This window comes from Malacoplasma iowae (assembly GCF_900660615.1).
GTDB classification, from domain to species: domain Bacteria; phylum Bacillota_I; class Bacilli_A; order Mycoplasmatales; family Mycoplasmoidaceae; genus Malacoplasma; species Malacoplasma iowae.
In genome coordinates this window covers 797,758-813,291 of sequence record NZ_LR215023.1, presented here as the reverse complement: position 1 = coordinate 813,291, position 15,534 = coordinate 797,758, and the positions used below count along the sequence as shown (strand labels likewise).

Below are 15,534 nucleotides of genomic sequence, written 5' to 3'. Positions count from 1 at the left end.
TTTTTATGTGTTATTTCCTTTGAAATAACACATTTTATTTTCTTTGTAATAATTATTAAAAGTTTTTTTACAAGGTGAAAATAAAGATTTAAAATTAGTGATACTAACTTGAATTTATTATTCTTTATTAGAAAAAAAGAGTTATATTATAATAATGAAATTAAGAGGTGTTTATGTCAGATTTTATTAATTTGTTAGATAACCAGAAGACCTATTTTTATACAGATGATTATAAAGTTGTAAAACGATTGGAATTACTTAAAAGATTAAAAAATATATTAATAGAAGAAGAAGAAAACATTTACGAAGCATTAAAAATTGATTTTAACAAATCAAGAGTTGAATCATATATGACTGAGTTTTCTCAGATAATAAATGAACTTAATTACTTTATTAAAAATATCAAACGTTTAACTAAAAAACGTTATGTAGCAAACGACATTAAAACATTATTTTCATCTAAAAATTATGTTCAATATGTACCATATGGATCTGTACTTATTATGTGTGAATTTAGTTTGCCATTTTATTTTTCTTTCATACCTTTAATTGCATCAATAGCATGTGGTAATACAGTTTTTATTAAATTGGCAGATTATGCTCCAACTTGTAGTAAATTAATTTTTAAAATAATTGGTGCTATATTTAAAAAATCACAAGTTATTGTTTTGGATGAAACATTAGATGAAGAAAAAATGAAAGAAATTTATAGTTTAAATTTTGATTTGGTATTCTTTGCTGGTACACAAAAAAAGGGTAAATCTATTATTAAAGAATTTGCTCCAAGAAACATTGAAACAAAAGTTTTCCTTATTAATAAAAATCCACTTGTGATTGATAGAACAGCTAACCTTGAATTAGCAGCAAAAAAAATTGTCTGAGCTAAGGCAATAAACTCTGGTTTAACATTTTATGGTCCAAATTTCATTTTAATTCATGAATCTATTTACAACTCATTTATAGAAAACTTTAAAAAAGAATGAGAATCTCAATATTTATTAAATGATGAATATAAAGCAAATTATACTAAAATACCAACTCCACAACTATTTAATGATCTAGTTAAAATAATTGAACAAAATAGAAGCAAAATCATTTTTGGTGGTGATTATGATAAAGAAAAACAAACTATTGATATAACATTAATAGAATCTGAAAATCTTAAATCATCAATTATGTTAACAGACATTCTAGGACCGATTTTACCTGTTATAAAATACAACAACACATCAGATATATTTGGTGTTATAGAACATAATAAAACTCCTAATTCTATTTATTTATTTACAAAGGATAAAGAGTTAATAAAAGAAGTTGATACCATGATTGATTCAAAACTATTAGTTGTTAATGATGTTATGATTCAAATATTTAAAAAAGTTCCAATAGGTGGTATTGGTAATTCTGGTAATATAAGTTGCAAAAGACTTCATAGTTTCACCTCTTTTTCATACCCAAAAGTTTTTATTAAAAGTAGAAAGAATTCATTTAAATATCGTTATGTAAATGGTCATGATGACTTTGAAAAATTTAAGAAAAAATTCTAAACTTATTAATAGTAAAATCTAATATATTCTTATATAATTAAATTAATTTTTTCGGAGTATTGCTATGGAATGATATGATATTATCTTTTATGTTTTAGCGATTGTTGCTTTAATCATTGCATTACTATTGTCAGGTCATGGTAATACTGGTGGTATTAGTCCAACATCTGGTAATGAAATTGAACTATTCAAAAAAACTAAAGATAGAGGTGTTGTTAAAGTACTACAACTTATTTTGTTTGTTATGGTCTTTGTCTTACTTGGTATTGGTATAGCGATAAGATTGGTGTCGAATTAATTATGGATAATAAAAAACTTAAAGACTTATTAGTAGAATTGGTTAAAAAAGAAAATGGTAGACCAATTCAAAAAAATTTACTATATAAAAAATTAACTAAAAAGCAGTTTGTTAATAAAAGTGCTTTTTTTATTGCACTAGATGAACTTGTATTAGAAAGTACATTAAAAGTTATTTTTCAAAACAAAGTAATTTTAGGTTATATTAATGGTCCACTAATTGAAGGATCAGAATTTGAGGGATTAATTTTTTTAAACTCAAAAGGTGATGGATTTGTTAAAAGAATTGATTCAGATTTAAGTGAAGTTTATATTAATAAAAAAAATACACTTAATGCTTTAAATGGTGATAAAGTAATTTGCTGTTTAATGGATAAACAAAAGAACACTAACTTTAATAAAACAACATCACTATTAAAAGATGGTGTGATATTAAAAGTTGTTGAAAGAAATAAAGATTTTTTCACAGGTACTTTTAACAAAACAAAAGATGGTTATTTTATAAAAGTTGATGATGAAAAATTTGGTCTAATAGTAAAACTTGATAGTATTGATGGTCTTGTAAATGGACATAAAATTCTTTTTAAAATATGAAACATAAAAGACAATATAGCATATGCTACTGTTTCAAAAATTATTGGTCATGAAAATGATGTTGGTACAGATATTTTATCAATTGTATATGATTCTGGAATAGAACCAGAATTTAGTGATGAGGTTATAAAAGAATCAAGCAAAATAGACTATGATTTTAATGAAGAAGAAGTATCAAATAGGGTTGATTTAACTCACCTTGATATCATAACTATAGACCCTAGAACTTCAAAAGATTTAGATGATGCTATATATGTTGAAAAAAGAGGCGACAATTTTAAATTGTATGTAGCAATAGCAGATGTTTCATACTATGTAAAAATTAATTCACAAGTTGATATTGAAGCAAACAAAAGATCAACATCAGTGTATTTAGTTAATAAAGTTATTCCAATGCTTCCGCATAATTTATCAAATGATATATGTTCATTAAATGAGAACGAAAAAAGAATGGCTATGACTTGTGAAATGGACATTGATAGTAAGGGTAATTTTTTGGATATAAAGGTTTATCCAGCAATTATCATGTCAAAGAAACGTTTTGCCTATGAAGATGTTAATGAATTTTTTAATAATTTTAAATCCAATTCGATAAAAGAAAATTTGCAATTGATGCTTAAAAATGCTTATAGCTTATTTAAAATTTTGAAAACCAAAAGAGAAAATAATGGTTATATAGAATTTGATATTCCAGAACCTAAAATTATATTAGATGAAAACGAAAAAATAATTGACATTCAAAAAAAAGAAACAGGCGAAGCACAAAACATGATTGAATGTTTTATGGTTGCAGCTAATGAAGCTGTCACTATTAAATTTAATGAATCTTTAAAAGATGCTAAATTTATTTACCGTGTTCATGATAAACCAGAAGATAAAAAAATAGAAGCTTTCAAAATTGAAGCTAACAAATTAAATTTTAAATTTGATAACGATATTCATAACTTAAAACCTAATACAATTAGTAGATGATTAAGACAAAATTTAGATAATCCTAACAAAGAATTAATAAATATGATTTTGTTAAGAACCATGGCAAAAGCTAAGTATGATACTAATAATATTGGACACTTTGGATTAGCTTTAAAAAACTATACTCACTTTACATCCCCAATTAGAAGATATCCAGATTTAATAGTTCATAGATTATTTAGGATGTTTTTATTAGAAAAAAATAAATATACAGATAAACAAAGAAATGAATTATTAGATAACCTTAAAGAAATTTGTGACCATTCAACTGAATGTGAAATTATTGCTACCAATGTTGAAAGAGATGTTAATTCAATGAAGTTTGCAGAATATATGCAATCTAAAATCGGTAAAACATATATAGGGATGGTAACTTATATAACAAGTTTTGGTATTTTTGTAAGATTAGACAACACGATTGAAGGTTGTGCTAAACATGAAAATATCAAAGGTGATTTTTATGAATTTGATCAAGACAAACTTATATATAAAGGTAAAAACACAAATAAAATTTTATCTCTAGGAACAAAAGTTGAAATTAAAGTAATTGGATCAAATAAAACAAATAGAAAAATTGATTTTGAAATCACAAAGATTTTTTAGTCAATTTTTCCCCTAACTGACATGTGAAGTGCAACACTTCAATGTTACATTAAACTCTCGACTTTGAAATATAAGTTGAGAGTTTTTTTGTTTTAAATATTTTCTTGATACATTTGGTAAGCTGTTTTATAACCAAACATTTTTCTTGGGATGTTGTTTACTTTTCATTCAAGAGTTTTTATTTTATCTTCACTTACTAAACTGAAGTCAGTTCCTTTTTTATATCATCTTCTAACTATCCCATTTATGTTCTCGTTGGACCCTCTTTGGAATGAAGAATAAGGTTGGCAATAATAAACTTTAAAGTTGAATTGTTTTGCAGTTATTCCCATCATTTGAAACTCTAACCCATTGTCAACAGTGATGCTTTTTATAGGGAGTTTTTCATCTCGAATAATGGTATACATTTTAGCCATCATTGATCTAGCGTTTTTCCCTTTTATTTTTCTAATAATTGCCAACCTTGTTTTTCTTTCTACTAATGTTAATAAGTGGTAATAACCACTTTGCCTTTTACTAACTATTAGATCAGCTTCTCAATGTCCAAATTCTTTTCTATTGTTTATCTTTTCTGGTCTTAGACTATAAGGAATGCAGTATTTTCCATCAATTTTAGAAAATATACCTATTTTTCTTCTTTTTCCTTTAACATATTTTCTTCTTAAACAATCTCTTCTTTGTACCTTTCAAATCTTGCTATTGATTCATCTAAATACTTGCCTAGCACTTGGAACTTTAACTAATGGATAGTTTTCTTTTATTCAAAAAATTGTAGCTTCTACACCATAAGATTTAGGATTAAATTTTTGAATAAAAAGATCTGTGAAGTTTTTGTACTTCAACATAAAAAACATATGACAATTTGATTTTCTTCTAATGTATTTTTTGTGAGCAGTTGATGAATAATAAATCCCTGTAGAAGATGTGTTTCTTTTTAATTCTCTTGATATTGTTGATTTGTTTTTATTTAAGATTTTTGCAATCTTATTCATAGAATATTTTTCTTTATTTCAAAGAAAATAAATTAAGCATCTTTCTTCTTTTGTTAAATGTTTATAAGTTTTCATAAGCACTCCTAATATTCATTATCTTTTTATTAGTGAACACTTACAAACAAAACAAATGAAGTGCACACTCTTTTTTGAGCGTTGCACTTCACATGTCAATCGAGCGAAAAATTGATTTTGAAATCACAAAGATTTTTTAGTCAATTTTTCTATTTTTTTAAAATAGGTTTAATAGTAATAAATTTATAAAAACTTAAACATATCAATTATAATAAAAAATTGTTAAGTACTTTTTTTAAAATATATTATAATAAAAAAATTAATGAGGGGTTTATATGTTCTCTGTAAAGTTAACAAAAGAGTTAGTAAAAAAAAGTTTGGATACAGCTCCTGGTATATCAACAGATATTAAAGATAGTGACATTGTAATTAACGAAAAAAATATAACTATCAAACTTAAATTAATAGATAAAAACATTAATTTTATTGAATTAATATCAATGATACAAAAACAGATTGCATACACATTAAATGAACATACAGACTCTAAAGATTATAAAGTGGATATAATTTTGTGCGACTAATTAGTAAGGTGAAATAAATGAAAACAATAGATAGTAAAAAGTTTTTAGATATGTTTGGAGCTGGTTGTCAGCAAATTACAGATAGTTGTGATTATATTAACGAATTAAATGTTTTCCCAGTTCCTGATGGTGACACTGGAACTAATTTAAAAATTACTACTAATAGCGCATATGAATCAACGCTCCAAAAAATTAGTGATAATAGTACATTTGTTGAGATAACATCAATTCTTTCAAGACAATTGTTAATGAATGCCAGAGGTAACTCAGGGGTTATTTTTAGTCAAATTTTTAGAGGTTTTTTTGATTCTATTAAAGAGGAAAATAATAAACTTGATTGTGATTTATTAAAAAAGTGTTTAATTTCTGCAAAAGAAAGAGCTTATAGAAGCATTACAAACCCAATAGAGGGAACTATTCTTACAATTATTAGAGTCATTTCAGAAGAAATGCAAACTAAAGAAATTGATGATATTGAACATTTTTTTAAAGAAATTGTTTCAGTTGGTTTTCATATTTTAAAGAAGACACCAGAAATGTTAATTTCTCTTAAAGAGGCAAAAGTTGTTGATTCTGGTGGTTATGGTCTTTGTAAATTTTTTGAGGGAATGTATCTTTGTGTTAGTGGTAGCTTAGTTACAGATAAAAGTAATGAAAAACTTAAAAAAGATGAATCTGATATAAAAGATATAACTATTAATTCTAAAAACACTTTTATTAATAACCAATCAAGATCTGAAATTTCAGAAGAAGGATTTGGATATTGTTGTGAATTTATTATTCAACAAAATTTTATTACTTATGATGGACAAAAAGAGAAAGAAAAATTTAACAAAAATTCTTTTGAAAAAGAATTGCTTGCTTTTGGTGATTCGTTAATTGTTGTTACAGATGAAGATATTATTAAAGTGCACATGCATGCTTTAGAACCATATAAGGTTTTATTGGTTGGTCAAAAATATGGTGAGTTTTTAAAAATTAAAGTTGAAAATATGACTCAACAATATTTAGATACTCATCCTGAAATTAATCCTAAAGATATGTTTAAAACAACTCAACTTGTCGATGATGTAAAACTTGTTGTTACTTTGCCGTCTCAGAAAATTTCTGAATATTATTTAGAAGAGTTAAATATTGAAAATTCAATAATAACAGAAGATACTGGTAATCCATCAACTAATGATATTTTAAATAGTATAAAAGATACAAAATCTAAAAATGTTATTGTTGTAACTGATGATTCTAATATCATTTTAAGTGCTGAACAAACTGTTGAACTTTTAAAAAATAAAGTTAATGTTTCCATTGTTAGAGGTAAAAACCTAATGGAATCAATGTTGGCATGTTTGAACTTTAATTCATCATTATCAATTTATGAAAATCAAAAAGAAATGAATAAGGTTGTTAAAAAATCAATTACTGGTTTAATTTCTAAATCAGTTAAAACAGCAAAATTTAATGATGTTATGGTTCAAAAAGGAGATAACATTGGTATTTTAGATAAAAGAATTGTTTTATCTGAAAAATCAACAGAATCAGCTGCTATTTCATTAATTAAAAAAATGAAAGCTAAAATAAGAAAACCTGAAATGGTTTATTTAATTTATGGACAAGGTATTTCTTTGAGAGAAGTTAGAAATATTGAAAAATTTGTTAATGAAAATTATGGAATTAAAATAAAAGCGGTTTCTGGAAACCAAAAACTTTATCAATACTATATTGGAATTATGTAATATTAATATTTTTTTTATAAAAAAATTATTTAATTTATTTTGTGTAATAACTATTTACATGTTTTGTGAATAGTTATTTTTATTTAAATAAATAAATCATCAATCCGTTTTTTAAAAGATATAATATGTCTAATTAAACTAACAAATTTTTTAAGGTGATTAAGATGTTTTTTGAAAATTTAAATATATACTGAGGTGTATTTTTTGGAACAGGTCTAACCTTTTTAACAACTGCACTTGGAGCAGCTGTTGTTTTATTTTTCAATAAGATAAGCTTAAAGTTTGAAAGAATTTGTTTAGGATTAGCTTCAGGTATTATGGTTGCTGCAAGCATTTGATCACTAATTATTCCAGCAATTGATTTAGCAAAAGATAAATCAGTTCCAGAATATGTACCAGCAATTGTTGGTGTATCTGTTGGAGCTTTATTTTTGTATATGTTAGATAAACTTATCCCACACATTCATTTAGGAAATAAAGCACCAGAAGGGACTTTTATTAGTGATAAGATTTTAAAATTAAAAAACAGAAATAAAATAAAGAGAATTGACAGAATCAACATACAAAAACAAAATAATATTCATAAGGGTCAATTAGGGTATAAAAAAACTTCTTTATTAATGGCAGCTATTACATTACATAACCTTCCAGAAGGAATGGCTGTTGGGTTATCTTTTGCTTTAGCTTTGCAAACTAATAATAGTATTAATATTGGTGCAGCATTATCTTTAACAACTGGAATTGCTATTCAAAATATCCCAGAAGGTGCAGCTATAAGTTTGCCCTTAAGACAAAATGGATTTAGCAAATGAAAGGCTTTTTTATATGGCGCTTTATCTGGAATTGTTGAACCAATTGGTGGTTTTATTACAGTTGCATTAGTTGGAACAATTACAAGTGTTTTACCATATTTTCTTTCTTTTGCAGCTGGAGCAATGCTTTATGTTGTCGTTGAAGAACTAATTCCTGAGGCAAGTAGAGGAAACCATAGCGATTTAGCTGTGTGTTTCTTTATGATAGGGTTTGTAATAATGATGACACTTGATATAGCTTTTGGTTAATTTTAAATTAAATATTGTATTATAATTCATGTGAATGTTTTTTAATAATCAGTTACGAAAGCGGGTTATAATATAATGTTTATTTTCAAATTTTTTGACAAGAAAGATATTTTTATCTTGATATGAGTTTATTTTGTTACATTAATTTGAGTGATCATTAATTCAGCACAATGATTTTTAATTGGGGAAATGACTGATCAATTTTTTAAAGTTCAAGAGAATGGCCAAACGCTAACTTATAAAGAAGCAATTGAATATTCTTTAAAATTATTTGGTTTTATAATTGGGTGTAACATAATTGGATTTTCTTTAAAATTCTATACAAGAATGCATGCAACAAAAATAGCTTTGACTTTATCTTTTAAAATAAGAAATAAACTATTTTATAGTTTCTTATTAATGAAAGAAAATGATATTAATAAAATTGGAATTTCTTCAATTAATAATAGATTAACAAATGATCTTAATGAGTTACAAAATACATTAATTAATACATTTACTTTTTTATTTGAAAGAATAGCAGTGACAATATGTTGTATTGTTTATTCTTTGATATTAAGTCCTTTATTATCTTTAATTTATCCAATCATATTAGCAGTAGTTATTTTATTTAGTTTTTATGCTAATAAAAAATCTTATAAGTACTATATTGAATCCAATAAATCACTTGATGGTACAAATAGAGTTATGAGAGAAAATATTGTAGGTAATAAAATAATAAGAAGTTTTAGTTTATTAGATGAACAATCAGCAAGGTTTGAACAATATAACAAAAAATGAAATATCAATGTATTAAAAGGAGATAACTTAATTTATAGTATATTTGTTTTCATACTAGTTATAATTAATACCCTTACAGTGTTTTTATTAATAATTGGTGGAGTTGTAAACTATAACCAATATTTTTTTGGTGGAACAAAAATATCTATTGGATTACTTGTAGCATTCATTAACTATTTATGGGAAACAATATTTGCAGTTTCTTCAATGTTTGAAGTTTATGTATCTTTCAATAGGGTTAAACCAATTTTTAAAAGAGTTAAAGAAATTTTAAATAGCAATAAAGAAAATATAGATCAAACAAACGAAAATCAAAAAATTCAAAATTATGAAATTGTTTTACAAGATGTTAACTTTAAATATGAAAATGACTCATCATGGATTTTAGAAGATATTAATGTTAAGTTTGAAAAAAATAAAATATATGGATTAATTGGGCCAACAGGTAGTGGTAAATCTACACTAATAAATTTAATTTGTAATTTATATGATGTTGAGCATGGTTCTATTTCTATTGGTGGTATTGATTACAAAAACTTAAATCAAAAAAATATAAGAGATAACATTTCAATTTCTTTTCAAGAAAAATTAATTTATCAAGGTACTTTTAAATCAAATATTTTAATGGGAAAAAATGATGCAACTGATGAAGAAATAAAAACATCATTGATACAAGCACAAGCATATGATTTTGTTAGTAAAAAAGGTGGTGTTGATGAAATTGTTTCAGAAAAAGGTTTAAACCTTTCTGGTGGACAAAAACAAAGATTATCACTAGCAAGAGCTTTTATTAAGCAAGCAAATATTTTAATACTAGATGATTCATTAAGTGCTTTAGATAATGTTACAAGAGATAAAGTTATAGCAACAATAAAAAAAGATTTCAAAGATAAAACAATAATTATCTCAGGACAACAAATTAAAACAATTTCATTTGCTGATGAAATATTGGTATTTAATAAAGGAAAAATAATTGATAAAGGTAACCATAACCATTTATTAAAAAAATGTATTCTTTATAAAGATATTTATGATTCTCAAAAAACTATAGGTGAATAGCAATGGAAAATAATCATAAAATAAATTATTGAAGTGACTTTCTTAAAATATGGAAACTAATTGGTAGTAATAAAAAAATTTTTATTATTGCTATGGTTTTAACTTTTTTAAAAACAATTTTTTCAATTGCAGCATCTATAGGAGCTGGTCTTGTTTTGCAAGATAGCTTTGTTAGAATTTCAAATCCTGGTGATTTTGTAACGGTTGGTATTACTGAAACTGAGATTGTTAAACAAGCTTTTATTGATCTTTTAATTAGAAGTTCACTTATATTGATTGCTTATCTTTTATATGGTGTTATTTATTTCATTGTAAATAAACTAGTTCTTAAAACATCATATTCTTTAGGGTCATTTGTAAGAAGTTTGTTATTTTTTAAAATTAATAAAATTCCTTATTCTTTAATTGAAAATAAAATGTCTGGTGAATTACTTTCAAGAACAACTCTTGATGCAAACACATTAGCACTTAATTTTGCTTTTGCTATGGGAAATGTTTTTACAATGCCAACAATTGTTATTTGTACATTAATTGCGATGTTTATCATCAGTCCATTTCTTACTTTACTTTCATTAATTTTTATTATCTTGGGTATCTTAACTTCTTTTATTTTTTCAAAGTTAAGTGCTCCAAAATTTTTGAAAAAACAAACAGCACTTGGAGAACTAAATGCTTTAATTGAACAAGATATTGAAAATCGTAAAGTAATTAAAATGTTTGGTCTTTATGAAAAAAATTATGATATTTATTTAAAAAAATCAATTAAAGAAAATAAATACAATAAAAAAGCTGAAATGTTAATTGGTATGGTTTGACCATCGAATGAGCTTTTTCAATATATACTTTCATCTTTTATATATTTAATTGGAATTATCTTTTCATACTATAACCTTCCATCTGGTAGTGTTTTATTTCCAAAAATGGAAGTTGGATTGGTAACATCATTTTCATTACTTATGTTTTTCTTAATGGGTGAACTTGCAAATTCATTAAAACTTGTTGGTGTTGTTCAAAAAATATTTATAAGTTTTAAACGGGTAAATGAAGTTTTAGAGTATCCAGAAATAAGTGATGATGGGGATATTGAGTTAAATTCAAATGGGATTATCAAATTTGATAATGTTACATTTGGTTACCAAGAAAATAAAAACGTATTATCTAACTTAACTTTTGAAATTAAGCAAAATCAAAAAATAGCAATTGTTGGACCAACAGGTAGTGGAAAAACAACCATTATAAATTTACTTTCAAGATTTTATGAAATAGATAAAGGAACAATATACATTGATAACAAAGATATAAAAACAATTAAAAGATCATCTTTAATGGAAAATATATCAATAGTTCTTCAAGATTCTTTTTTGTTTTCACAATCGATTTATGAAAACATTAGATATGGAAACAAAAAAGCAACATATGATGATGTTGTTAATGCAGCAAAATTAGCCAATATAGATTATTTCATAAGCCAACTTAAAGATGGATATAATACAGAAGTAAATGAAGATTTAGATTTTTCTCAAGGTCAGCTACAATTGTTATCAATTGCTAGAGCAATTTTATCTAAATCAAAAATTTTAATTCTTGATGAAGCCACAAGTTATGTTGACTCTAAAACTGAAAAAGATATTCAAAATGCAATTGTACATGCGTCAAAAAATAAGACAGTTATTATGATTGCTCATAGATTAAGTACAATTATTGATGCTGATAAAATAATTGTTATTAAAGATGGAATCATTGAAGAAATTGGAAACCACAAAGAGTTGTTAAAAAACAAAGGTTTTTATTATCAACTTTATAAATCAAATTATGTGAATGAATAAATAATATTAAACTTTTGATGATGAGTAATTAAAAATATTTTTTAACAAAATTATTTGTTGTTTTTTAAAACATAATAGGCAATTTATAAATATTATTAGTATTAAAAATTATTTAATTTATAATATGGTTGGGGATGTCACGGTTTCGACATGAATGATGATCCTTTAAATGCAGTAGGGTAAGCCCTTTATAGCTGTCGAGGTAGAAATAAATGCTAACTCAAACAAAAATGATAACGTTGAATTAGATGCATTCGAAATCAACGCTATTTCTCAACAACAAGCTAATTTCGCAATTGCTTAATTAATTGTTTTGAAATCTCTTAATGGTTTCCATTATCATTAAGAAAACTTAAATGGATAGTTAAACTGATTTCTATAAGGTTTAATGAAACAATATAGGATTACCTTTATGCGGGTTGTTCTAAGCCTTTGTATATTGGGACATTTAAATTAGAACTAAACTGTAGACTTTATTGGAAATTTGTTTGTGGAAACGGGTTCGACTCCCGTCATCTCCACCAATTATAACCTCAAGACATTGCTTGTTAACTATAGCAATGTCTTTTTCATTGTCATTTTAATTTACAGCATCTATATAAAATAAAACCAAAATGTAATGACTACATTATTTACAAGTATTTATTTTTAATTTTAAATAGTGTATAAAAATATAGAGTATTAAATCAATAAATTATAGGTGTTGTTATGGTACAAATTGAAATAAGAACTAGTGAAATTTTTAAGATAGTAAAAAAGTTTTTTCCGATTTATTTAAAATACATAAATTATTTTACTTTGTTATTTATCGCTATGTTTATTTCTTTGGGTTTAGCATCATCAATTATTTATTTGATTAATGGAAACCAATCATGAAATGCTACAATATCAAATTCAAATCAAACTGGAAATATTGTTATTAATAAGGGAAATTATCATTTATTTTTGCAATGATTATTTACAAATAAAAATGCAGTCCACATTGCGTTTGCAGCATCATTTTTTGGATTTTCCACTTGCTTGAATATTCTTATTGAAACAATTGTATTAATAAAAAGTAACAAAATTATTATTTGAAAATTATGTTTATTTACTTTTGCATTTATTTTATTTTTTGTTTCATCATTTATGCTTTCTTTTGGGTTTAATAATTCAAGTATTCCAATTGGGATTGGTAAAAATAATGTTATTGAAACTCAAGGACCAATAATTGATAATCGGGTTATAACTATAACTGGAACTAAAATTCCATGAACTGATATTAAAATTCCAGGATCAGACCCTAGTGGTACAGGCAGTGAAATTAATATACCAATAGGATTAAATCCTACTAAAGGAAATTACATTTATTATTTAGCTTCAACCATTTCTATATCATTGCTTGGGAATGTTTTGTATCTAGTTAATAAAGTTTTAAAGAAATTCAATATCAAAATTGTTTGGGATGGATTTAAAAGCAAAGAAGAAAATAATGTGGTTAATGAAATAAGTGATGATTTATTAGAAATTGATAATGAAAACCAAAACAATAACAAAAACAAAAACGTTGAGGAAAATAAAATAGAAACTAAGGTAGATAGTAAAAAAACAACTAATAAAACAAAATAAAATTTTCATTTATTGTTTATAAGTATAAACATGAAATTTAAAACAGTTTGAATTTCATGTTTTTTATTTAAAGTTTTGAAAATAATAAAAAATGTAAAATACTTAAATATTTTACATTTTTTTAATTAGCTTTTTGTTTGATTCTATTTATTTTTTCAATCAAGATAATTTGTTTCACATTTATCAAAATAATTTGTGTCTAAATAAACTTTTGCATGTGGTTCACTTCAATTAGTCTCTCTTGCATTAGTTTTTCTATTTTTTAAATATTCAACAACTGTTTGGTCATATTGATCTATTTCTTTTTTAACTTGATTTAAATCATATTTTTCTTTATATACTTTGTTAAGTTTTGGTTTTATTTCATTAACATTATCACTATAACCTACAACTACTCCAACTAAAGGAATAATTTGACCTGAAAGATTTAATTTTTCTTTTAAGAATTTATGTGCAACTCTTATTGATCCAAGAAAACAAGTTCCAAGTCCTAATGATATTGCTGCATTCATAAAAAAAGAAGCTCCAATATATGTATCACCAATAGCTATTGTTAACCAATCTTGATATTCTTTTTCATATTCTATATTTGATTTTGCAGCTGCATAATTTCTTCTATTAAAATCAGCACAAAAAATTACTAATAAAGATCCATCAACAATAAATTGTTGATCTCTTTTAATGCTTGTTAATTCTTTAAGTTCTTGTAATGTGTTTTTGTCTTCAATGATAATTGCTGTAAAAGCATTACCATTAGTAGATGATGGAGAACTATTTATAACTTCAATTAATTTATTGTATGTTTCTTTATCAAGTTTTTTATCTTTTATATAACTTCTAACAGAAGTTCTTTCTAATAATTTTTTAATCATTTTATAACTCCTATGGTTTTGTACACATTATTATTATAGGTTTAAAAAAACAAATAAAAGGATTTAATTTGTTTAAAATTAAACGTTAAAATTAAGTATAAAAAAATATTTAATTTTTAAATAAAAAATTTATAATTATTTCTTAGTTAAATGTTTTTTTAAATTTAAAAATGTTTAAATAATTTAATTTTTAAAAAATGATATTTAAATAACAACCATAAAAATTGAAAGGAAATTTATGAAACAAAACAAAAACTTTAAAAAGGATGTTTTTGAAAAACTTGATTTATTAAAGAGTAAATTTAATCTTCAAGAAGATGTTGTATCCACTTTGAAAATTAACAATTATACTTTATTGGCTTTTTTATTTATAGGAATTATTGGGATTGTAATAGAATTATTGCTTTTTGTTAGTTTAATTTTAATGCACACAATAAACGCATTATATACAAATGCACCTTTGAATATTTTATTTGTTTTTTTGAATGTGTTTTTAATATTTAATAATGTGTATTTTATAACTTTTTGTGTTGTCACATACGTGATATATAAAAAAGAAAAACGAAATATTATGTTTTTTGCACCATTAATTGCAATTGTTTTAACTACTATATCTTCGATTCTTGTGATTATTAGTTTATCAACAAATGTTTTTGCTATAGACTGAGCTGTGTTTTTTATACAACTTATTGCAAGTTTAATAAGTTTGTTTTTCTTTTTTAATAATTATCCAAATATAAGAAAAAAAGTAGATCTTATTCTTGATAAAATATTAAAACCAAATGCAACAAATAAAGAAAATTCAAATAATAAATTAAAATCTGGCACAGAAATACAAAATAAAAATATTATAACCTCTAAGCAAGATAACTTGACTAATAAAAAAATATCAACAACTGTCAGAGATAATAAATTAGAAAATATTAAAAATATTGATAAGACACCAAAAAAGAATGGATTACCAAGAAAAACCAATAATAATAAAAAATAA

General features: G+C 24.2%; 12 protein-coding genes and 1 other RNA gene. 11 read left to right on the top strand and 2 right to left on the bottom strand.

Going from position 1 to position 15,534, the window contains the following annotated elements; all coding sequences use genetic code 4:
* Positions 1-173 precede the first annotated feature (173 nt).
* From EXC57_RS03225 to rnr, 3 genes are all read left to right on the top strand, one after another.
* A complete protein-coding gene (locus EXC57_RS03225) occupies positions 174-1,547 on the top strand; it encodes an aldehyde dehydrogenase family protein (protein WP_004025048.1) in 1,374 nt (457 codons plus the stop codon).
* A gap of 64 nt (positions 1,548-1,611) precedes the next feature.
* A complete protein-coding gene (secG, locus tag EXC57_RS03220) occupies positions 1,612-1,845 on the top strand; it encodes a preprotein translocase subunit SecG (RefSeq protein ID WP_004025047.1) in 234 nt (77 codons plus the stop codon).
* 2 nt (positions 1,846-1,847) lie between these two features.
* Entirely contained in the window at positions 1,848-4,013 is a 2,166-nt protein-coding gene (gene rnr / locus EXC57_RS03215) for a ribonuclease R (protein WP_129692630.1), read from the top strand.
* Between the two features lie 92 nt (positions 4,014-4,105).
* Here rnr and EXC57_RS03210 read toward each other — a convergent pair whose 3' ends face one another.
* Positions 4,106-5,080 (bottom strand): IS30 family transposase, encoded by a 975-nt coding sequence (locus EXC57_RS03210; protein ID WP_129692629.1) that lies wholly within the window; start codon positions 5,078-5,080, stop codon positions 4,106-4,108.
* 275 nt (positions 5,081-5,355) lie between these two features.
* Here EXC57_RS03210 and EXC57_RS03205 point away from each other — a divergent pair, with 275 nt between their 5' ends.
* The 7 genes from EXC57_RS03205 to EXC57_RS03175 all read left to right on the top strand — a co-directional run bounded on the left by EXC57_RS03205 (position 5,356) and on the right by EXC57_RS03175 (position 13,671).
* Positions 5,356-5,604, top strand: a complete 249-nt coding sequence (locus tag EXC57_RS03205) for a hypothetical protein (protein ID WP_004025235.1) — start codon at positions 5,356-5,358, stop codon at positions 5,602-5,604.
* Positions 5,605-5,621: 17 nt separating this feature from the next.
* Positions 5,622-7,337 (top strand): DAK2 domain-containing protein, encoded by a 1,716-nt coding sequence (locus EXC57_RS03200; protein ID WP_129692628.1) that lies wholly within the window; start codon positions 5,622-5,624, stop codon positions 7,335-7,337.
* A 164-nt stretch (positions 7,338-7,501) separates the two neighbouring features.
* The gene (locus EXC57_RS03195; protein ID WP_004025237.1) at positions 7,502-8,398 is read left to right on the top strand and encodes a ZIP family metal transporter; all 897 of its coding nucleotides are present in this window, start codon (positions 7,502-7,504) and stop codon (positions 8,396-8,398) included.
* 189 nt (positions 8,399-8,587) lie between these two features.
* Positions 8,588-10,237 (top strand): ABC transporter ATP-binding protein, encoded by a 1,650-nt coding sequence (locus EXC57_RS03190; protein WP_158091468.1) that lies wholly within the window; start codon positions 8,588-8,590, stop codon positions 10,235-10,237.
* Between the two features lie 2 nt (positions 10,238-10,239).
* On the top strand, positions 10,240-12,063 hold the full coding sequence (locus EXC57_RS03185; protein WP_004025239.1) for an ABC transporter ATP-binding protein: 1,824 nt from the start codon (positions 10,240-10,242) through the stop codon (positions 12,061-12,063).
* 130 nt (positions 12,064-12,193) lie between these two features.
* Positions 12,194-12,587, top strand: a transfer-messenger RNA (tmRNA) gene (gene ssrA, locus EXC57_RS03180).
* Between the two features lie 184 nt (positions 12,588-12,771).
* Positions 12,772-13,671 carry a hypothetical protein gene (locus EXC57_RS03175; protein ID WP_004025240.1) on the top strand — a complete coding sequence of 300 codons (900 nt, stop codon included), beginning with the start codon at positions 12,772-12,774 and terminating at the stop codon, positions 13,669-13,671.
* Positions 13,672-13,814: 143 nt separating this feature from the next.
* Here the strand turns inward: EXC57_RS03175 and EXC57_RS03170 are convergent, their stop codons facing one another.
* Positions 13,815-14,543 (bottom strand): nitroreductase family protein, encoded by a 729-nt coding sequence (locus EXC57_RS03170; RefSeq protein WP_004025241.1) that lies wholly within the window; start codon positions 14,541-14,543, stop codon positions 13,815-13,817.
* 238 nt (positions 14,544-14,781) lie between these two features.
* Here EXC57_RS03170 and EXC57_RS03165 point away from each other — a divergent pair, with 238 nt between their 5' ends.
* The gene (locus EXC57_RS03165; RefSeq protein ID WP_004025242.1) at positions 14,782-15,534 is read left to right on the top strand and encodes an MFS transporter; all 753 of its coding nucleotides are present in this window, start codon (positions 14,782-14,784) and stop codon (positions 15,532-15,534) included.